The 19,216-nt window shown below is 69.5% G+C and carries 24 protein-coding genes; 14 read left to right on the forward strand and 10 right to left on the reverse strand.

Annotation, left to right across the window (positions count from 1 at the left end):
- The first annotated feature begins 87 nt into the window (after positions 1-87).
- A complete protein-coding gene (locus tag ACQEVI_RS18135; RefSeq protein ID WP_432901311.1) occupies positions 88-834 on the forward strand; it encodes an SDR family oxidoreductase in 747 nt (248 codons plus the stop codon).
- 74 nt (positions 835-908) lie between these two features.
- Here ACQEVI_RS18135 and ACQEVI_RS18140 read toward each other — a convergent pair whose 3' ends face one another.
- Both ACQEVI_RS18140 and ACQEVI_RS18145 read right to left on the reverse strand, forming a co-directional pair.
- A complete protein-coding gene (locus ACQEVI_RS18140; RefSeq protein WP_432901313.1) occupies positions 909-1,778 on the reverse strand; it encodes an RNA polymerase sigma-70 factor in 870 nt (289 codons plus the stop codon).
- A 128-nt stretch (positions 1,779-1,906) separates the two neighbouring features.
- Positions 1,907-2,437 carry a copper resistance CopC family protein gene (locus tag ACQEVI_RS18145; protein ID WP_432901315.1) on the reverse strand — a complete coding sequence of 177 codons (531 nt, stop codon included), beginning with the start codon at positions 2,435-2,437 and terminating at the stop codon, positions 1,907-1,909.
- A gap of 206 nt (positions 2,438-2,643) precedes the next feature.
- On the opposite strand from ACQEVI_RS18145, the gene ACQEVI_RS18150 reads away from it, so the two are divergent.
- The 5 genes from ACQEVI_RS18150 to ACQEVI_RS18170 all read left to right on the forward strand — a co-directional run bounded on the left by ACQEVI_RS18150 (position 2,644) and on the right by ACQEVI_RS18170 (position 7,153).
- Positions 2,644-3,081, forward strand: a complete 438-nt coding sequence (locus ACQEVI_RS18150; protein WP_432901317.1) for a hypothetical protein — start codon at positions 2,644-2,646, stop codon at positions 3,079-3,081.
- Positions 3,078-3,674, forward strand: coding sequence for a hypothetical protein (locus ACQEVI_RS18155; protein ID WP_432901319.1), 597 nt, complete (start codon positions 3,078-3,080; stop codon positions 3,672-3,674). Before ACQEVI_RS18150 ends, ACQEVI_RS18155 begins: the two co-directional genes overlap by 4 nt.
- Positions 3,675-3,786: 112 nt before the next feature.
- Positions 3,787-4,962 carry an alpha/beta hydrolase gene (locus ACQEVI_RS18160; protein WP_432901321.1) on the forward strand — a complete coding sequence of 392 codons (1,176 nt, stop codon included), beginning with the start codon at positions 3,787-3,789 and terminating at the stop codon, positions 4,960-4,962.
- A gap of 98 nt (positions 4,963-5,060) precedes the next feature.
- Positions 5,061-5,735 (forward strand): HAD-IA family hydrolase, encoded by a 675-nt coding sequence (locus ACQEVI_RS18165; protein ID WP_432901323.1) that lies wholly within the window; start codon positions 5,061-5,063, stop codon positions 5,733-5,735.
- A complete protein-coding gene (locus tag ACQEVI_RS18170) occupies positions 5,732-7,153 on the forward strand; it encodes a PLP-dependent aminotransferase family protein (protein ID WP_432901325.1) in 1,422 nt (473 codons plus the stop codon). The genes ACQEVI_RS18165 and ACQEVI_RS18170 overlap by 4 nt, the downstream gene beginning before the upstream one ends.
- An 18-nt stretch (positions 7,154-7,171) precedes the next feature.
- On the opposite strand, the gene ACQEVI_RS18175 is transcribed toward ACQEVI_RS18170, so the two are convergent.
- From ACQEVI_RS18175 to ACQEVI_RS18205, 7 genes are all read right to left on the reverse strand, one after another.
- Positions 7,172-8,023, reverse strand: a complete 852-nt coding sequence (locus ACQEVI_RS18175) for an NAD-dependent epimerase/dehydratase family protein (RefSeq protein WP_432901327.1) — start codon at positions 8,021-8,023, stop codon at positions 7,172-7,174.
- An 11-nt stretch (positions 8,024-8,034) separates the two neighbouring features.
- Positions 8,035-8,445 (reverse strand): cupin domain-containing protein, encoded by a 411-nt coding sequence (locus ACQEVI_RS18180; RefSeq protein ID WP_432901329.1) that lies wholly within the window; start codon positions 8,443-8,445, stop codon positions 8,035-8,037.
- Between the two features lie 239 nt (positions 8,446-8,684).
- A complete protein-coding gene (locus ACQEVI_RS18185; RefSeq protein WP_432901331.1) occupies positions 8,685-9,404 on the reverse strand; it encodes a hypothetical protein in 720 nt (239 codons plus the stop codon).
- A 110-nt stretch (positions 9,405-9,514) separates the two neighbouring features.
- On the reverse strand, positions 9,515-10,387 hold the full coding sequence (locus tag ACQEVI_RS18190; RefSeq protein WP_432901333.1) for a YrhB domain-containing protein: 873 nt from the start codon (positions 10,385-10,387) through the stop codon (positions 9,515-9,517).
- Positions 10,384-11,394 (reverse strand): hypothetical protein, encoded by a 1,011-nt coding sequence (locus tag ACQEVI_RS18195; RefSeq protein ID WP_432901335.1) that lies wholly within the window; start codon positions 11,392-11,394, stop codon positions 10,384-10,386. The genes ACQEVI_RS18190 and ACQEVI_RS18195 overlap by 4 nt, the downstream gene beginning before the upstream one ends.
- Positions 11,395-11,541: 147 nt before the next feature.
- Complete coding sequence (locus ACQEVI_RS18200; RefSeq protein ID WP_432901336.1) at positions 11,542-11,937, reverse strand: DUF5615 family PIN-like protein; 396 nt, start codon at positions 11,935-11,937, stop codon at positions 11,542-11,544.
- Entirely contained in the window at positions 11,934-12,164 is a 231-nt protein-coding gene (locus tag ACQEVI_RS18205) for a DUF433 domain-containing protein (protein WP_432901338.1), read from the reverse strand. Before ACQEVI_RS18205 ends, ACQEVI_RS18200 begins: the two co-directional genes overlap by 4 nt.
- Before the next feature lie 306 nt (positions 12,165-12,470).
- Here ACQEVI_RS18205 and ACQEVI_RS18210 point away from each other — a divergent pair, with 306 nt between their 5' ends.
- The 6 genes from ACQEVI_RS18210 to ACQEVI_RS18235 are packed head-to-tail and all read left to right on the forward strand — an operon-like array spanning position 12,471 to position 16,682.
- Positions 12,471-13,868, forward strand: a complete 1,398-nt coding sequence (locus ACQEVI_RS18210) for a CpaF family protein (protein ID WP_432901340.1) — start codon at positions 12,471-12,473, stop codon at positions 13,866-13,868.
- On the forward strand, positions 13,868-14,725 hold the full coding sequence (locus tag ACQEVI_RS18215; RefSeq protein WP_432901341.1) for a type II secretion system F family protein: 858 nt from the start codon (positions 13,868-13,870) through the stop codon (positions 14,723-14,725). The genes ACQEVI_RS18210 and ACQEVI_RS18215 overlap by 1 nt, the downstream gene beginning before the upstream one ends.
- Positions 14,722-15,639 (forward strand): type II secretion system F family protein, encoded by a 918-nt coding sequence (locus tag ACQEVI_RS18220; RefSeq protein WP_432901343.1) that lies wholly within the window; start codon positions 14,722-14,724, stop codon positions 15,637-15,639. Before ACQEVI_RS18215 ends, ACQEVI_RS18220 begins: the two co-directional genes overlap by 4 nt.
- A 37-nt stretch (positions 15,640-15,676) precedes the next feature.
- Positions 15,677-15,865, forward strand: coding sequence for a hypothetical protein (locus ACQEVI_RS18225; protein ID WP_432901345.1), 189 nt, complete (start codon positions 15,677-15,679; stop codon positions 15,863-15,865).
- Entirely contained in the window at positions 15,862-16,245 is a 384-nt protein-coding gene (locus tag ACQEVI_RS18230) for a TadE/TadG family type IV pilus assembly protein (protein ID WP_432901347.1), read from the forward strand. The genes ACQEVI_RS18225 and ACQEVI_RS18230 overlap by 4 nt, the downstream gene beginning before the upstream one ends.
- Positions 16,242-16,682, forward strand: a complete 441-nt coding sequence (locus tag ACQEVI_RS18235) for a pilus assembly protein (protein WP_432901349.1) — start codon at positions 16,242-16,244, stop codon at positions 16,680-16,682. Before ACQEVI_RS18230 ends, ACQEVI_RS18235 begins: the two co-directional genes overlap by 4 nt.
- Positions 16,683-16,799: 117 nt before the next feature.
- Here ACQEVI_RS18235 and ACQEVI_RS18240 read toward each other — a convergent pair whose 3' ends face one another.
- Positions 16,800-18,116: an endo-1,4-beta-xylanase gene (locus ACQEVI_RS18240; RefSeq protein ID WP_432901351.1), complete on the reverse strand. Its 1,317-nt coding sequence runs from the start codon at positions 18,114-18,116 to the stop codon at positions 16,800-16,802.
- 214 nt (positions 18,117-18,330) lie between these two features.
- Here ACQEVI_RS18240 and ACQEVI_RS18245 point away from each other — a divergent pair, with 214 nt between their 5' ends.
- On the forward strand, positions 18,331-18,792 hold the full coding sequence (locus tag ACQEVI_RS18245; protein ID WP_432901353.1) for a hypothetical protein: 462 nt from the start codon (positions 18,331-18,333) through the stop codon (positions 18,790-18,792).
- Between the two features lie 19 nt (positions 18,793-18,811).
- Entirely contained in the window at positions 18,812-19,183 is a 372-nt protein-coding gene (locus tag ACQEVI_RS18250; RefSeq protein WP_432901355.1) for an ankyrin repeat domain-containing protein, read from the forward strand.
- Positions 19,184-19,216: the final 33 nt, after the last annotated feature.

The following is a 19,216-nucleotide window of genomic DNA, read 5'->3' on the forward strand; positions in this document are numbered from 1 at the left end:
GAGACAGCACGACCGGATGTCAGGCGAACACCTGACATCACGCACGACCACGTCGTCTTACTAGGCATGAACTCTCACTCTCGAAGCATGAAGGTCGCCGTGGCCGGCGGCACCGGCACCGTCGGACGACACGTCGTTGACGCATTGCGCGCCGCGGGACACCAGCCGGTCGTGTTCACCCGAGCCTCTGGCGTCGATCTGCTCGACGGCGCCGGCCTCGCCGATGCGCTGCGAGGAGTCGACACCGTGGTGGACGTCTCGTCGACGAACACTGCCTCGGCCAAGAAGTCGCTGGCGTTCTTCGAGACCGTCACACGCAACCTGCTTTCGGCCGAGCGGGAGGCCGGCGTGGGCCACCACGTCGCGCTGTCCGTGGTCAACGCGGCGAAGGTGCCCGCCAGTTACTACGCGGGCAAGGTCGCGCAGGAGAAGATGATCATGGCGGAACCGGGCGGCTGGTCGCTGCTGCGCGCCTCGCAGTTTCATGAGCTCACGGAGGTCCTCATTAGTCAGGGTCGGGTGGGGCCGGTGCAGATCGTCCCGCAGATGCGCGCACAGCCGATCGCGGCGGTCGAGGTCGCGGCCGAGCTGGCAAGCATCGCCCTGGGTGAGCCTCGCGGGCTGGTCCCGGACCTCGCAGGCCCGCGTCCGGAACGTGTGAGCGACATGGTTCGCCGTTTCCTGCAATCGACCGGCAGGTCGCGCCCTGTCCTGGAGGTGTTCGTGCCGGGCGCCTGGGGGCGCGGCATGCGCGAAGGTACGTTCCTGCCAGACCCGGGCACACGCCTGGGCAAGCAGTCCTTTGACGAATGGCTCGGGACCGCCGCACGCTAGCCCGCGCCAGTTGCCCGCGTCACGATGTCGACGTCGCCCCTGCGGCGACCTCGGCATCGTTGCCGTCGACGCGTTCAGGAGGACTGCACCGAGCCGAGCTTGTCGGGATTGCGGACCAGATAGATGCCGTCGATCACGCCCCCACCAGAGCTGACGGTCGCCATGGCCAGCAGCTCACTGCCTTGTTTGATGAGAAGACAGGACCCGCCGTTGGCGTCGGAGATCTCGAAGGTCGCGCCCTGTCCGAACTGCCGGAGGGCTCCGAGCAGGAAGCGGGCGACTCGGTCGCGGCCGGTGACGGGCTGACGGGCGGCGGTGACCTTGCCGCCACCATCGGAGATGCTGACGACGTCCTGGGCGAGAAGCCGTTCGAGCTCGTCGAGGTTGCCGGAGCGGGCTGCGGACAGGAAGGCGTCCAGCAGGCGGGAGATCTCCTGGCGCTGCGCGGGTGCCCGTCGTTGGCCGGCGAGGTGGTCGCGGGCACGTCGGGCGAGCTGCCGAGCGTTGGCCTCACTGGTCTCGAGGACCTCGGCGATCTGCCGGAAGGGGTAGTCGAACGCCTCACGCAAGACGTACACAGCTCGCTCGCTCGGCGAGAGATGTTCCATCAGTGTCAGCATCGCGACACTGAGCGCTTCGGCGCGCTCGGCTCCGAGGGACGGGTCGTCGCCGGTCGGGACGAGCTCCGGGAGCCACGGGCCGATGTAGGACTCCCGGCGCACCCGGGCCGACGTCACGGCGTTGATGGACAGCCGGGTGACGGTCGTGACCAGGAACGCTTCCGTGTTCAGGACGACGGACCGGTCGGTCGCCTGCCAGCGGAGCCACGCGTCCTGGACGATGTCCTCGGCGTCCGCCACGGTGCCGAGCATGCGGTAGGCGATTCCGAACAGCCGTCGCCGGTTGCTCTCGAATACCTCGGCCGCCTGGCTCAGTTGCGACACCGTAGTCCTTTCCGTCGGGTCAGCGAAGGTCACATGCTTGTTCTCGACGAGTCTGCCGACGGTGGGCACGTTCTGCACGGGCACATAGTCACGTGCCGTCGACGAGCCTCGCCGAGACCGGAGCCCGGTCACACGGACGGCCTGCGGCGATAGGTAGCCCAAAGGGCGTAGGCGGTCGCACTGAGCAGCGTGCCCACCAAGACGTACGCCACAGCACGGAACCAGTCCGACCGTCCCTCTGTCAGCGGCACGTCCAAGGGGTTTGGCTCCGGTGGGACGTTACCGACGGTGAAGCGGTAGCTCCCGTCGAGGGGGGCCCCGTCCGCGGACACGACGCTCCAGCGCACCTGATACCGCCCGTCGGGCAGTGCGGGGTCGAGCGCCTGCTCGACGCCGGTCGCGGTGACGAGGACGGTTCCGTCCGCCCAGTCGCGATCGTCCTCGTCCTGGACCACGACGGTCGCGGTGGTGGCATCCGTCTGGATCTCCGAGGTGAAGGTCAGAGCAACCGAGGACGGTCTTCGGTCGAGAGCCTCGTTGTACGTGGGTTGCGCAGAAGCGACGGTCGTATGGGCCGAGGCCTGCCCCGCGCCCAGCGGTGAAGCGGACAGACCCGCGACGATCAGGAAGGCGAGTGCGGCAGGTATTCGCTTGCCCATGGTGCTTCTCCCGGTGACGACTGTTCTGCCGCCGCGAGGGCGGCGTCACCACCTCAGACCGCACAGCGAACCTCGTTCGTGACAGATCCGGTGTCACGAACCGGGGTTGCTGCGCGGTCTTCGATGCAAGCCCGCGCCCAGACGGCGCAGAAACAGCGCCATCTCGCCGATGTGCGTGCGAGAACGCCTACCGAGGAGCCTGAACTGTGACGTTGATCATTCGCATCGCACTGGCCGTCCTGTTCGCCGACGAGCTTGTCGTCGGGGCATGGAACGCCATCTCGCCCGAGACGTTTTACACCCACTTCCCGACAGTCGATCTCACACCACCGTTCAGCGAGCACTACGCGAGGGACTTCGGCGGCGCGACCCTCGGCATCGCCCTGCTGCTCGGCATCGCCCTGGTCCGGCCCAAAGCCCACTTCGTCGTCCCCGCGGCACTCGCGTACTCGATCTTCGCCGTACCGCACTTCTTCTACCACCTGGTCAACCTGGAGAACTTCACTCTCGATGAAGCGATCACCCTGACTCTCGCCAACGGTGTTGTCGCGCTCCTGGGGATCGGCGTCATCCTGCTCACGGCTGCCCGCGACCGACGGGCGGCGCGCGTCCAGGTCAACAGCGGAGTGCCGGCGAACCCGTGACCGCGCTGCGTGGACGAGACGCTGACGCGGCGATCCTCGACTACGTCCTGCGTGCCGCGCTGCGAGCCCTTGGCCCCCAGGAAGCCGCCGCTCTGCTTCTCCTCGGTGCCTTCCCGCACGACACCGCTCTCGTGGCCACGTTCGTGGGTTGCTCCGAAGACGATCTTGCAGGATTGGTCGCCACCGCTCGGGCGAGGCTGCGGCGCGACCGTGCTGTGCTGGTCACCGAACCCATCACGGCCCTCAGACAGCTCAGGTCGGCATGGCGCGGCGGGGACAAAGAGGCGGTCATCGGACTCTTGTCCGCTGACGTCGAGGTCTTCACCGATGGTGGCCCCGGTGCCGGGCGCCTGCGCGTACCAGTACGCGGGTCGAGGGACGTGGCAGCTCTCCTGATCGACATCGTGGGCGGCGAGCCCCCTGCCCTGGAGTTGGCGGTCGTCGGCGGAGTGCCATGGCTCATCGGGCGGTACGACGAGCTGGCTGTCGGCTTTCTTGCCGCTGAGGTGCTCCACGAGTCCGTGACGCAGGTCTGGCTGGTCGCCGGCCAGGACAAGCTCAGCCGAGGCGACACACCACGAGGAGGGGGCTGATCAATGGCCTGAGAAACGTCCCACCCTCACCGTCAGACAAGACCATAGGAAGACCACCATGAGACACACTGCCAGGATCCGTCGCGCCGCAACAGGCGTTGCGATCGTCCTGATGGCCACCGCAGCAACGCCCCTGACGATCCCAACCGTGGTCGAGGCCCGGCCCGGGCCCGAGGTCATCGCGGAGCGGCCGGCGCCGGACTCCGGTCGTCTCGGCGCGGGGACGCTGCTGACCGCCGAGGCCATCGACGAGCTCGACCCGTCCCTAGCAGCGGCCGCCGAACGAGCGGACCGCATCACCTATCGCTCGAAGTCGCTGTCCGGCCGCGACATCGTGGTCAGCGGCGCACTGCTCACACCCAAAGGAGCAGCGCCGGAGCACGGCTGGCCGATCGTGTCGTGGGCACACGGCTCCAGCGGCATCATCGACCAGTGCGCTCCCTCGACCGCGCTGAACGAGGACGGCAAGGTCGACCTGTTCGGCTACGCCGGGTTCGTCACACAGTTGCTCGACGCAGGTTACGCGGTAGCTGCGACCGACTACGAGGGACTGGGTACTAGGGGCGACCACCCCTACATCGTGGCCGACAGCGAAGGGCGCGGGGTCATCGACGCTGTGCGTGCGGCCATCCAGGCCGAGCCGACGCTCTCGAAGTCCTACTTCAGCGTGGGCCACTCACAGGGTGGTCAGGCCGCCATCGCCGCGGGCGAGATGGCGCACACCTACGGCAAGGGCCTGGACTTCCGCGGCACGATCGGGCTCGCACCGGTGACCAATGTCGGGCAGGCCTATTCGTACGGCTCACCTGGTCCTGTCGACCGTGGGTTCTACCTGCTGGCCCTCCACGGTCTGCGGACCGAGCATCCCGACCTGCGGTTCGACCAATATCTCGGGAGGCAGGCCCTCGACCTGCTGCCGCGGGTCAGCCAGGTATGCACCGACCAGATCTGGGAGGAGTTCTCCGCCGACCTCGGCACAGAGCTGAACGACTACCAGTTCACGCCTCAGAACTCGGCTGCGGCACTGCAGGTGCAGGGATGGCTGGACGAGCAGAGCGTGCCCAGAGGCAGGACCCCGGGGCCGATGCTGCTGCTGCAAGGTGACGCCGATCCTTCGATCAAGAAGGCGGTGACCCAGCAGGCCGTCCGTAACGCTCGCGGCAGTGGCACAGCTGCCGAGTTCAGGCTCTACCCCGGTGCAGACCACTACACGGTCCTCGGTCCCCGGAGCGACGGTGGTGCCGCCGACGACGTCGTCGAATGGCTCGACAGACACCGGCACCCTTAGCCGCCACAGCCCGCGTCCGCTCCGCACGACCCACCCGAACTGAGGGTGCGTCGTGCGGAGCGGACATCACCTGCCTCTCCTCGTCCTGGGAGCATCCGATGAACCTTGTCCTGCACGCCTGTGCCGTCCTGTTCGACAGCGACGGTGTACTCGTTGACTCCAAGGCCGCAGGCGAAGCGGCATGGCACTCATGGGCGCTGCGGCACCGGCTCGACCCCAGCCACGTGCTGGCGAGCGTGCACGGGCGCAGGTCGCGTGAGACCGTCGCGCGGTTCCTGCACGCGGCCGAGGTCGGTCCCGCGACAGCCGAGATCGATGCGCTCGAGATCAGGACCTCCGACCGGACCGTGGCGATCAAAGGCGCCGCCAAGCTCATGGCCTCGATACCGGGGACATCGCGAGCGGTCGTCACCTCCGCGTCCCGGGACCTCGCCACCGCTCGCCTGGCCGCTGCGGGCATCCCGCTGCCCACCGTGCTCGTGTCGGCTGAGGACGTCGCCGCGGGAAAACCGGCACCCGACCCGTACCTGAGGGCGGCGGAACGACTGAGGATTCCCCCGGCCGACTGCGTCGTGCTCGAGGACAGCGCACACGGCATCCGCTCGGCACGCGCCGCAGGGGTGGGAGCTGTGCTCGGCGTCGGCGACTCGGCACGCGGGCTCGGCTGTGACGCCGTCGTCCCTGATCTCACCTCGGTGCGCTGGACCGAGAACGGCATCGTGCTCACCGAGGCATATGACACGACACCGGCAGCCGGCGAGCGACGGGCATGACGGGACGACAGAGGCCAGGCATCGACCTGCACATCGACATCGGTACCGGCACCGACTCTCGGGCGCGGTCTATCGAGGCCGCGCTGAGGAAGGCCGTAGCGTCCGGCCGGCTGCCTGCGGGGACCCGGTTGCCGGGAACGCGCAGTCTCGCCGATGACCTCGGGATCGCACGCGGCACAGTCGTGGAGGCGTACACCCAGCTGGCGGCGGAAGGCTGGCTGGTCAGCGTGACAGGTTCCGGCACCCGCGTCGCCGAGACCAGGCCATCGCCAACCCAAGCCGGCCCGCATGCTCCAGTGCATGACCTCGTGACGCGTCAGCTCATCGACCTACGGCCGGGCAGGCCAGATCTCAGCATGTTCCCCCGCGCCCTGTGGGCGACCAGCGTCAGACGCGCTCTGGCGGCGGCCGACTACCACAGCATGGACTACGGCGACCCCGCGGGGCTGCTGGCACTGCGCGAGGCCGTGGCGACGTACGTCTCCCGGGCACGTGGAGTGCAGGCCGACGCACGCTCTGTCGTGATCACCAGTGGATTCGCGCACAGCCTGGCGCTGTTGACGCACGCGCTACGCCGCTGCGGTGCAGGCGTGATCGCCACAGAGGACCCGGGGCTCGTCCACCACCGGCGAATCATCCACGCCGGCGGTCTGGGGACCTCACCCTTGCCGGTCGACGCACAGGGAGCGGATCCCGCCAGCATTGCCCCTGGTGCGGGTGCGATGCTGCTGACGCCGGCACACCAGCACCCGCGTGGTGTGGTGCTCAGCCCTGCGCGGCGCGCAGCATTCGTGGACTGGGCCGACGCACGGGACGGCTTCGTCATCGAGGACGACTACGACGGCGAGTTCCGCTACGACAAGCGGCCCGTAGGAGCCATGCAAGCGCTGGCGCCCGACCGGGTCGTCTTCGCGGGCAGTACCAGCAAGGCACTGGCGCCGGGGCTGCGGATCGGATGGCTGGTCCTGCCGGCTCGACTACGCATCGCGGTGCTGGATGCCATGGCGGCCATGGGAACCACGGTCGGCGCACCCGACCAGCTCGCGCTGGCCGACCTGCTCGACCGCGGTGACTACGACCGGCACGTCCGGCGCGCCAGGCAGAGCTACCGCAAGCGACGTGCCGAGCTGTCTGCCCGGCTCGCCACTCAGACCAACGTCCGGCTCGACGGGGTCCCGGCCGGATTGCACACGCTGCTGCCCTTGTCCTCGCAGCAGGAGGAGAAACACCTCGTCGACGCCGGTCTGGCTGCTGGTGTTCGCCTGATGGGGCTGCACACCGCCGGCTACTGGCACTCGACCGAGCGAGGCGGCGGTGGGCTGGTGCTCGGTTACGCCACGCCTCCACAGCACTCGTGGCGACACGCGCTCGACGTCCTCGCACGGGTTCTCGACGGCGCCGCCGTCACCGGGTGGTAGACCCTCGCTTGAGCATGGTCAGTTCTCGGTCAGCCCCGAACGCCATGACTTTCGACCCGGCACCCAGCCCAGCGTCTTGCGGGCCCGCGTGTTGTCGGCGCCCCGGGCCCAGCCTGCACGTTCGCCTTCCACCAGGGTGGGCTCTGGGAGCCCCGCGAGGGCATAGAACACGGGGACCCACTCGTAGCCGGGTGCGGGTTCGTCGTCGCAGATGTTGACCGGGCCGGACGGCCAGTGCAGGGCCGCCACCGCCGCCCGGGCAGCGTCGTCGACGTGCACGAAGCTCGAGACGTCCGGAGTCGCCGGCAGCCGTCCGTCCCGCGCCGCCGTAGCCATCAGGCCGCCGGGCTCGTACCAGGTTCCCCGGCCGTAGAGCGTGCCATAGCGCAGGACCACCCACTCAGGCATCTCCTGGACGGCGTTCTCCAGATTGGCGACGCCTTCGACCATGCCACGCCGATCCGGTCCGCTCGCCAGGTCCAGGGGAGTGTCCTCCGCAGCAGGTTCCGCCCCCGGTTCGTAAGCCCACGAGATGCTCTGGGCGACCATCCGACGCACACCAGCCGCCTTCGCGGCGTCAACCAGGTTGCGGGTCCCGATGGTGCGCAGCCTGGCGTTCGCAGTGCGGTCACCCGCGGCCAGGTCGGTCAGCTGGTGCATCACGACGTCTGGGCGGGCAGTACGAACGGTCTCGGTGAGCGTGGCCGCGTCGTACACGTCGCCGAGGACCGCCGTAGCGCCCAGCGAGTCGATCGCATCGTACGAGTCGCGCCCCCGGGCAAGGCCCACGACGTTGTGGCCCTCGACGAGCAGTGCAGGAATCACCCGGCGACCGACGACACCGGAGGCACCGGCAAGGAAGATCCGCATTGCTGTTCTCCTCAGCGGACGACTGCGCGTGGTGCGCGAAGGTGGGCTCGTGCCGCCAGTTCCTCGGCGTCCGGGAACGTCATCATGTCCTGTCCCGGTGCACAGATCATCACCACGACGAACCGGCTCCACGCGTCGGGCAGGTTGTTCGCGGCCCGGTAGTGGATCAGGTCGCCGCCCGGCTCCCAGAACGCATCGCCGGCCTTGATCAGTCGCTCGGGCTCGCCCTCGAGCTCGAAGATCATCTCGCCTTCGAGCATGTAGCCGAAGACGGGCCCCGAGTGCCGGTGCGGCGGGGTGCCCTGGTCGCCAGGCGGCAGCTCGACCGTGGCTGTCATCACGTCGGAACCGGCCGGGATGGGCGGGGTCGCCGAGAGCAGCATCGAGAGGACTGAACTGGTCTTGGGAAACTGATCTGTCATGTCTTCGAAGTTAGGCGCCTCCCAGCACACGCACCTAGTCCACTTCGGTGTCGCGAATCTGGACCAGTTCGGAGCAACCCGGCGGAAGCCGTCCTTGGTCAGGCTGAGACCCAAGCCGAGCATGACGACGCCCAGGGCGGAGGGCAGGCTGGCCAGGACGAGCGGGGAGCCCACAAGGGCTCTTATGGAGTCCCTCACCGCGCTGAACCACCCAGGCCGTGCATGATCAGCCGGTGTGTCTATGCCTTTGCGCGGTCGGCTGCTTCCACAAGCTCGGTGATGTGTTGAAGAGCAGCGGTGAGCCGCCCAGTGATAGTCAGGAATGCTTTTTGTGGCGTCATCCCATCAATCCCAAGGTTCTGTCGCGCAGCGGCCGCACCCGAGCCGCCCAGGTGCGCGACTCCGCCTGCGGATCGGAAGCCTTGGAGAGCTGTGAACGCTTCGACGGAGTTTTCCGCGTCTCCCAACTCGGCAAGGAACCGGCGCAGGAGGGACAGCGAGCGTTCATTTGGTTGAGCGCCGCCCAAGTATTTCTTGAGGGGTTTGGGGTCGATTCCATCGACGAGCGCCTTGGTCAAGATGATCGTGGGCGCCGCAATGGTTGACGGATCGTTCGTCGTCGGGCCAAGGAGCGCCTCAAATTCTCTGCTGGTCTGGGTATCGAGGTAGCGCCATACGGGAGCACCGAGTAGTGCGGAAGTTGCCTCTGCCGCCCGGGTCCGGGCGCGGCGGAGCTCGCCGATCGGATCGGGCGACGACGCCCACTGGTTCAAGAAATCTCGTCGGAATCGACCCTCGTCCATCGCTCCTTCGGGCTGAACGTTGTGAGCCAACCAATGAGACTGCTCAGCCTCGCTCAGGCCGCCGAGATCACCGAGATAGACCTCAACGAGGCCAACTGTGTTCGTCCCGATGTCCAACCCCCACAGATCGAGGCACGAGATCCGGTTGGCAGTCACGCTGTAACAACCTTCTCCTCCGGCGAGATGCCCAGGTCGAGCGGCATGGGCCAAGTCTCCGCTGCGGCACGGGTTCCTAATCCTGCCGAACGCTGACTCTGGCGACGTAGTCAGTTGCGCCCAGCGAGGTCGAGTGCTTCCAGGCCTTCACGGTCGACCACTGCGATGGCCTCGTGCTGGAACCCCTCGAGATCGTCGAGCCACTCGAGCCCGGTACCACGGTCGGTGAAGAACCGGACGCGTGAGCCTTGGAGGTGGAAGTCATCGTCCTCGTCGTTGACGAACATCGAGATCATCGCTGACAGCCGTGTCCCGGTGGGGACCGGCGCACTGCGAACGGCCCCCGCTGCGAACCTGAAGCCTCGGCGCAGCGCGTCAAGGGTGTACGCCCGGGGGTAGTTCTGGTCCAGGTCGTCCAGCGGCAGGTAGACGTCGTTGTGCTCGTATTCCTGTTCCCTGATCGACGTTGCGGTGGGAGTCGCGGTAGTCCGTGGTCCCGGCGCAAGGAAGAGCTGGCTCCGGTCCCCGATCATCCAGCCGCGGCGCAACATGCGGTCCGCATCGTCAGGGAGCTCGGCGCTCACGAGCTGGTGCGGCGTGATCCCGTGGAGCAGGTCGCGCAGGGGTGCGTTCGTCCGGTGCAGGTGGTCCAGGGCGTTGTCGCACCAGGTGAGGAACTTCGCGTACTCGTCCGGAGCCGAACCGTACACATGGATCTCGCCGGTCACCTTGTCCACAACGATCGGGGATGCCCCGATCGGTAGGTCCGTGAAGTCCCCGGTCTGCAGGTAACGCCGGGTGGTGTAGTACGCGATCCATGCGCGGGAGTGCTCCTCGACCCGGTCGACGAGGATGTCGTTGTGCCCGCGGTGCCGCCAGCCGTCGAGGTAGGACTCGGCTTTCTCGCGCGCGCCACTTTGGGATGTGCGGGGCTGGGCGATGCCGTCGATCGCGTTCTGCTCCGGATTGCCTGCGGGGCTCATGTCGACTTCTCGCGACTGCGGTTGGGCATGAACCGGGTCAGGTCGTGCTTACCGTCCAGGACAGCGGCGGCAGCCGCACGGACGATGTCGTCCAGCGCGGCGAGACCCGCGCTGCGGTTCGCGACCTCCCAGTAGCCCAGGACTTCGTCGAGCAGTCCGTACTCGTCGTCCAGCCGGACCAGCGCTTCCAGCCCGCTCCGGTGTTCGTAGCCGATACGCCGCCAGGCCCACGCGGTCAGGGCTCTTGGCTCGGCGGTTCCTGCGACCCGCATGGCCAGGAGCTGGAGTTCGGCGTCCAGGGCGCGTTCCTTCGTCGGGGCCGGCAGGCCGAGCTCGGTGGCGGCCTGTCGGACGAGTCGGTCGACGTCGGGCCACACAACATCCGGCGCGAGGCCGGCCAGCTCGCGCAGAGCGGAGCAGTCCATGCCGAGCACCAGAGCGTCCGTCGCCGACGTCGTGATCCGGTCCCGGTCCCGGTCGACGTCATCCAGCCACAACCCCCATGCGACGTTCAGCTCCGTGGTCAGTGCTGTGGCGCTGTCGTGGTCGACGGCGACGAGCGGCCACCAGTGCCGTCCGCTCAGGTGCTCGGCGGCGGCATCGTCGTCGAGCCATGCGCCGTCGAGGACGGGCATGGCGTGATCGAGCACCTGATACACGGCGAAGTGCGCGAGCGGTGCCGGCCAGTCGTACCGGGTTCCGGTTGGGACGGTGTTGCGGACGAAGCCGATCAGCTGGGTTGCCGCGGCCTGTCCGAACACGTCGCTGGTGAGCTGGTCGACGGCAGTCTGCGGGTTGCTGTCGGGCACGGGGGCGGTGGGTAGGTCCCAGCCCGGTCTGTCACCGGTACGGGGCGTGCAGAAGACACGGCCGTCCGGGTCGGTGACCAGCAGCCGCACCAACCCGACCGGGCCGGGCGCCGGGTCATGGGGTTCGTGGACGACGACGTCGGCGCGGCCGCCAGGGGGCAGCCACGGCGCGTCGGACTGACAGGACAGGACGAGCACATGCCCACCGTAGCGGCGGGCCCTGCGAACCGAGATTGGCGGACGCCCGGCTCTGCCGGCCGCGCACGAGCTTGGTCGACGCTCGGCTCGGAAACGTCGTGGTCGAAGGGCTAGCTCGCTACCTCCGGCTGAAACCGTGGCCGCTGCTCAGGCGTCGTTCGCGGACTCCCGTGCGCGGCCGATCGGCAACGACCGGATGCGGATCTCGTCCTCGCCGACGACGGCGATCGCACCCGCCTCCAGATCCTTGGCGATCACCGGGAGGTTCGCAACGAGTAGCTGAGCAAGCTCTTCTGCGCGCCGGCCGTTCGTCCGCCGCAGCAGCACGAAGGATGGTCCCGAACGGTTCCCGGCCGCGAGCAGCGCGCCAAAGTCTGAGTCCGCGGAGACGAGCACCTGACCCGCGGTGGCCGCGGCGTCGAGCACGACCGCGTCGGTGGCTGCGGCCAGCCCGAGGTCGCGGACGTGCTGTACCTCGTGACCGGCGGTCGACAGGAGCTCGACGAGCCGCACCGACAGGTTGTTGTCGAGCAGGAGCCTCATGCGGCCGACGTCAGGGGGACGTGCCGCTCGCTGGCAAGGTCGGCCGCGAACCGCAGGGCAGCGGTGACGTCCTCAGGCGTCAGGTCGGGCAGGTCCGCGACGATCTCGGCCGCGCTCATCCCGTCCGCAAGCATCACGACGACGGTGGCAACGGGAATGCGAAGGCCCCGGATCGTCGGGACGCCACCCATGACTGCTGGGTCCACGGTGATATGCGAGATCGTCATGGAACCACCATAGGACGCGACGCCGCGTCCCGTCCGCTTTCCCTCCTCGGCTGGCGGCACGGATTTTGCAGGCTCGCCCACTTGCTCGTACGGGATGTCTCGGGTGAGCAGGGAGTTATCCACAGGCATCCCGGTTGTGGCGCGCGGCTCCGGACGGATGCTCCTAAAGTCAGGCTCGGCGGCGATCTGCAGGGGGATCGCCAGCAGGGGAGTTGCCAGTACGGGTTCAGGGGGAGGGTCATGCCTGCTGCGGTGGAACGGACCAGGACGCGCCAGGTGGCTGCGGTCGATGCTGGGGACGCAAGCATGGTCGTCCAGGGACGGGACGTGGCACGAGCCGACGGGATCGCCCTGCTGGAGAGTGAGGTACGCGAGCTCGTCCGCCGTCGTGGCGTGGACCCGATGGCTGAACCGGACCGGTTCACCGATCTGGTGCGTGAAGCGGCCGCGGACTATGCGGACCGCGCTGCACGCGGTCTTCTCCTCGGGTTGCCCGACATGGAGCGCGTTGTTCAGGATATTTCGGACGCGGTTGGCGGTTTTGGGCCACTGCAAACATATCTTGATGATCCTGAAATAGAGGAGGTCTGGCTCAACTCCCCGACCCACGTGTACGTGGCGCGACGCGGGGTGCCGGAGCTGACCAGCACCGTGCTGACCACGGAGCAGGTCCGTGACCTGGTGGAGCGGATGCTCAAGACGTCGGGCAGGCGGCTCGACCTGTCGAGCCCCTTCGTCGACGCGCGGCTGCCCGGTGGTGAGCGGCTGCACGTGGTCCTCCCCGAGATGACCGGGGGTGGCATGGCCGTGAACATCCGCAAGCATGTCGTGCGGGCCCGCGCACTCGCAGACATGGTGCGTCTCGGGTCGCTGACCGGACAGGCCGCGGCCTTCCTCGACGCCGCGGTCCGGGCCGGCCTGAACGTACTGGTGTCGGGCCAGACCCAAGCGGGCAAGACGACGATGCTGAACGCCCTCGCGGGGTCGATCCCGGGATCCGAACGGGTCATCTCGGCGGAGGAGGTCTGGGAGCTGCGCCTCCCGGTCCGCGACCACGTGGCCCTGCAGACCCGTCCGGCGAGCCTCGAGGGCACCGGAGAGGTGCCGCTGCGACGCCTGGTGAAGGAGGCGCTGCGGATGCGCCCCGACCGGATAGTGATCGGCGAGGTGCGCGAGGCTGAGGCGTTCGACCTGCTCATCGCGCTGAACAGCGGCATCCCCGGGATGTGCACGCTCCATGCCAACACCGCGCGCGAGGCGGTGGCCAAGATGACGACGCTGCCCCTGCTCGCCGGCGAGAACGTGTCCGACCGGTTCGTGGTGCCCACCGTTGCCTCGGCGGTGGACCTCGTGGTGCACCTCGGCCTGAGCCGTGCCGCGGACGGTGTGGTCCGGCGCCAGGTGCGCGAGATCGTCGCCGTCACCGGGCGCGTCGAGGAACGCCGGATCGAGACGGCCGGCATCTTCGACAGGGATGCCGACGGCGACCTGCGGCGCGGCGACGGCATGCCGCCCGGCGAGGACCGGTTCGAGCGCGCCGGGTTCGACGTGCGGGCGCTGCTCGCGGACCCGCGGGTCGTCCCGCCCGGAACGCGTCCCGGGACGGGCGGCGTCGGTGGCCCGTGGGCAGGCGCGGGTGTCCGGTCGGGTGCGGACGCCCGGGCCGAAGCGCGCGCGGGCGCCGGCCCCTGGGCGGTGCGCTGATGGGCGTCGTGGTCGGCCTTCTCCTGGGCGTCGGCGCGTTCTGCATCTGGTGGTCGTTCTGGACCCCGGTGCCGCGTCCCGCGGGCCGGGCCACGTGGCAGATGCGCACCCGGGACCTGCTGACGCAGGCCGGCGCGCCGTCCGTCACGCCCGGGATGCTCGTGGGCGCCTGCGCGACGCTCGGCCTCGTGACACTGCTGCTCGGGCTCGCCCTGACCCGCTCGCCCGCGATCGCCGCATGCTTCGCCGTCCTGACGGCCCCCGGTCCGGTGGTGCTCGTGCGGGCGCGGGCACGCCGCCGCCGTCAGGCGCTGCGGGAGGTCTGGCCCGAGGTCGTGGACCACCTCGCATCCGGGGTCCGTGCGGGGTTGTCCCTGCCGGAGGCGGTCGCCCAGCTCGGGCAGCGCGGACCGGTCGAGCTGCGCGAGCAGTTCGGCCGCTTCGCCCACGACTACCGGGCCGGCGGCCGGTTCGGGGACGCGCTCGACGCGCTCAAGGAGCGCCTCGCCGACCCGGTGGCCGACCGCATAGTGGAAGCCCTCCGCCTCACGCGCGAGGTAGGCGGGCAGGACCTGGGCCGGCTGCTCCGCACGCTCAGCGGGTTCCTCCGGGAGGACGCCGCCACCCGCGGCGAGCTCGAGGCACGGCAGAGCTGGACGGTGAACGGCGCCCGGGTGGCGGTCGCCGGACCCTGGGTAGTGCTGGCGCTGCTCGCCACCCGGCCGGAGACGGCGCGCGCCTACGACTCGCCCGCCGGCGTCGCGGTGCTGGTCATCGGCGGTCTCTGCGCCGTGATCGCCTACCGGATCATGCTCCGGATCGGCAGGCTGCCCGCCGAACGCCGGGTGCTGCGGTGACGGGCTGGGTGGCAGGAGCACTCGCCGGTCTCGGCGTCGCGCTGGGACTCCTGATCGTGCTCGCCCGCCTGCGGTCGCGCGCCGTCACCCTCGACGAACGGCTCGCGCCGTACCTCCGCCCGCGTGATGCGACCTCGACACTCCTGAGAGAGGTCAGCCGCACCTCCGCCGTCGTCCGCCTGCTCGGCCTGCACGACATCGGTACCCGCCTCGAGCGGTTCGGCTCGCCCCGCGAGGAGATCCGGCGAAGGCTCGACCGGGCAGGATCCGTCGAGTCGGTGGACCACTTCCGGGCGCGGCAGGTCGTGTGGACGGTGGCCGGGCTGGCCGCGGGGCTCGGCCTCGCGCTGCTGCTCGCGGCGACCCGAGGGGCGGCGGTAGTGCCGCTGCTGGCACTCGTCGTCGTCGCGGGCGCATGCGGCTACGTGGCCTGCGACCAGGCGCTCACCACCAGGGTCCGACGGCGCGAGGAGCGGCTGCTGGCCGAGCTGCCGACCATCGCGGAGCTGCTGGCCCTCGCGGTCGCCGCGGGGGAGAGCCCGCCCGCAGCGCTCGAACGGGTGGCCTCGACGGCACGTGGTGAGCTGGCCGGCGAGATCCGGCGCATGGTCGCCGAGGTCCGGGCCGGCGCGCCCGTCACCACCGCCCTGACGGCGCTCGCGGACCGCTCCGGCCTGCCACCCCTGTCGCGGTTCGCCGAGGGTGTCGTCGTGGCCCTCGAGCGAGGAACGCCTCTGGCTGACGTGTTGCGTGCGCAGGCACGCGACGTCCGAGAGGCCGGCCGCCGCTCCCTCCTGGAGGCGGGCGGCCGCAAGGAGATCCTGATGATGGTCCCGGTCGTGTTCCTCGTGCTCCCGGTCACCGTCATCTTCGCGGTCTTCCCCAGCCTGGCCACCCTCCGGATCGGGCTCTGACATGACTCTCCGAATGACCCTCTCGAAAGGAAATGACATGCGCGACGGCCATGATCCCGGCCCAGAGGCCGATTCCGAACCGGACAGTGAACGGGGCGACGTACCCGGCTGGGTGCTGGTGACTCTCATGACGGCCGGGTTGGTCGTCGCGCTCTGGGCCATGGCCGGCCCGCTGCTGGAGAACGCGTTCCGGCAGGCGATCAGCAGCGTCACGGGCCAGGGATGAGCTCCGGCCGTCCGGAGCACGGCTCCGCCGCGGTCGAGTTCCTCCTGGTGTCCGTGCTGGTCCTGGCTCTGCTGCTCGGCGTGGTCCAGGTCGCGCTCGCGGTGCACGTGCGGTCCCTCGCCATCGACGCCGCCGCGGAGGGCGCCCGGGTGGCGGCCCGCGCCGACCGAGGCCCTGCCGACGGCGTCGCGCGTACGCGCGCCCTGCTGGCCGGAGCCCTGACCGGGGCCTATGCCCGCGACGTCACCGCCGGCCGCACCACGGTCGACGGCATCGCGGTGACCGAGGTGACGGTGCGCACGCCGTTGCCCGTCGTCGGCCTGCTCGGTCCCGGCGGGACACTCACCGTGCAGGGCCACGCGCTGGAGGAGGCGCGATGACGGTGGGGGAGCCGGAGCGCGGATCGGCGATGGTCGAGTTCCTCGGCGTCGCCCTGATCCTGCTGATCCCTCTGGTCTACCTGGTGGTGACCCTGGGACGGGTCCAGGCCGCCGCGTTCGCCGCCGAGGGGGCCGCGAAGGACGCCGTCCGTGCGATGGTGACCGCCGAGTCGTCGGCGGCGGGCGCTGCGCGTGCCGACGCCGCCGTCGGGATCGCCCTGGCGGACCAGGGCTTCGCGCGCGAGAGCGGAGCACTCAGCCTGGAGTGCTCCGCCTCCCCGTGCCTCACGCCGGGTGGTGCGGTCAGTGCCGTCGTGCGGGTCGAGGTGCCACTGCCCCTCCTGCCCGACGTCGTGCGTGGCTGGGTGCCGCTGTCCGTCCCGGTCGAGGCGACCCGCACGGGCACGACGGACCGCTATGCCCCACCCCGCCCGTAGTCGATGGTGAGCGTGACCGTTGCGCCGATGAGGGGCACAAAGCCGCAACGGTCACGCTCACCACCGAGCTGATTCCGCTGGTACCCGCACCCCAGTGGCAGGTACCAGCGGGTCAGGTCAGGGGACCGTGCAGGTCGCCGTCGGGTTGTTGTTGTTGCCGTTCTTGTAGAGCGTGATGCCGAAGTTGTTCCCGGCCCCGTTCGGTGTCGCCGTCAGGGTTCCGCTCGTGCCGGAGACCGTCGCGTTCCACGAGTTCTGCAAGCTCTGGCCACCCTGCGTCTGGATGGAGACGCGCCACGCCGAGCTGCCGGACACGGCGAGCGAGACGTTGAACCGGTCGGACCACTCGTTCGTCCTGCTGACGGTCACGGTGCAGCCGGTGCCCGGGTCGGGGTTGCCGGTGCCGCCGCCGTTCAGAGCGTTGAGCGTGGAGGTGTAGGCGGCCTTCTTGTTGCCGCCGCCGTCGAAGAGGAGCGGGGTGCCGCCGGAGCGCCACGAGTCGGTGTCCCGGACGCCCCAGACGCTGATGCCGGTGCAGCGTGAGACGGCGAGGCAGGCCTGGACGACCCGCCGGTAGTTGTCGGCCTGTGCGGAGCCCGAGCCCTCGATGTCGAGCTCGGTGATCTGGACGTCGACGCCCAGCGCCGCGAAGCTCGACAGCGTGGTCTGGTAGTTGCTCGGCACGGGGCTCTGTGCGTTGAAGTGGGACTGCAGGCCGACGCAGTCGATCGGCACGCCACGGTTCTTGAAGTCGCGGACCAGGTTGTACACCGCCTGGGTCTTGGCGTGACCCCAGTCGTCGGTGTTGTAGTCGTTGTAGCAGAGCTTGGCGTTCGGGTCGGCGGCCCGGGCGGCGCGGAACGCCGCCTCGATCCAGTCGTTTCCGGTGCGCTGCAGGTTGGAGTCCCGGCGGGCGCCGGAGGAGCCGTCCTGGAACGCCTCGTTCACCACGTCCCAGGAATGGATCTGGCCCCGGTAGTGGGTGGCGACCTGGGTGACGTGGTTGAGCATGGCGTTACGCAGGGCCGTGCCGCTCATGTTCTGCATCCAGCCCGGCTGCTGCGAGTGCCAGGCCAGCGTGTGGCCGCGCACCTGCTTGCCGTTGCTGCGCGCCCAGTTCACGATCCGGTCGCCGTTGGTGTAGTTGAACTGGTTCTGGTTCGGCTCGGTCGCGTCGAGCTTCATCTCGTTCTCAGCGGTGATCATGTTGAACTCGCGGTTCGCGATGGTCGTGTACGCCGACTCGTTGAGCTTGTTCGCCGCGATGGCGGTGCCGAAGTACCGGCCCGACTCCGCGGCCGCGGCCTGCAGCGTGCTACCTGCGGCCTGTGCGGTGGTGGCCGCGACGCCGCCGGCGAGTACCACGGCGGTCAGGGTCGCGAGCGAGATGGCTCGCAACCTGCGCCGCGAGGGCGGGGTGAGCGTTCGGGTCATCGTTGATCCCTTCGTGCTGGGCGGGCCGTCGTTGGCCCGCCGGACGTGGAAAAGGATTTCGATGCGCAGTGCTGCCTGTCAAGGGATTCTGCTAAACGTTTTCAAAGATCGGAGAAAGTTAAACGTTTAGGTCCACCTGGCACCCGACGAGGCGGCCTGTGGACAACCGGCCTCCCGTCCGGCAGGTGTCGGCTGCCCGCTGGACAATGAGGGAATGAGCCCTGCGGACCACGCCGCCGACGCCGGCCGGGAGAGCGGCCGCATCATGCTGCTGACCTCGGCATTCGTCGCGTTCGCCCTGATGCTCGTCGCGGTGGTCGCCTCGGCGAGCGCGGTCCACCTGGACCGCAAGACGCTCTACGACGTAGCGGACCTCGCCGCGGCCGACGCCGCGAGCGCGATGTCTCCCGACGCCTTCTACGCGGGTGCGGGCGTACCGGCCGACGGCGCCCCGCTCACCCTGTCCGACGCCGATGTGCGCACCGCCGTCGACCAGTACCTCGCCGAGCACCCGCCGGGCATCACGCTGGCGGTGACCGGTGCGTCGTCGCCGGACGGTCGCTCGGCCCAGGTGTCCCTCGCGACGGTGTCCCGGCCGCCGCTGCTGCGGTGGTTCACCGATGCGTTCGGGGGCGGGATCACGGTCACGGCGTCGTCCACGGCGCGCGCGTGGTGAGCCGGGTTAGGTTGTGGCCATGAGCGACCCCACGCGCCTCGAACCCCAGCAGGTCTTCGACCTCGCCCGGCAGGGTGCCGACGTCCTGCTGGACCTGGTGAACGCAGGGCTCCCTGTCGACATGGCCGACGAGTCGGGCAACACGCTGCTGATGCTCGCCGCGTACCACGGGCACGCGGAGCTGACGGCGGGCCTGGCCGACCGGGGCGCGGACGTGAACCGGCTGAACGGCAAGAACCAGGCGCCGCTCGCGGGTGCCGTCTTCAAGAACGAGACGGACGTGATCAGGGTGCTCGTCGAGCACGGTGCGGACCCTGACGCCGGGAACCCGAGTGCCCGGGCGACCGCTCAGATGTTCGGCCGCGAGCTGCCGGAGCCCGGGGTTCGCTGAGCCTCCGGCGTCGGGCACGACGATGCGCGGGTA

This window comes from Promicromonospora sp. CA-289599 (assembly GCF_050936155.1).
Lineage (GTDB): Bacteria > Actinomycetota > Actinomycetes > Actinomycetales > Cellulomonadaceae > Promicromonospora.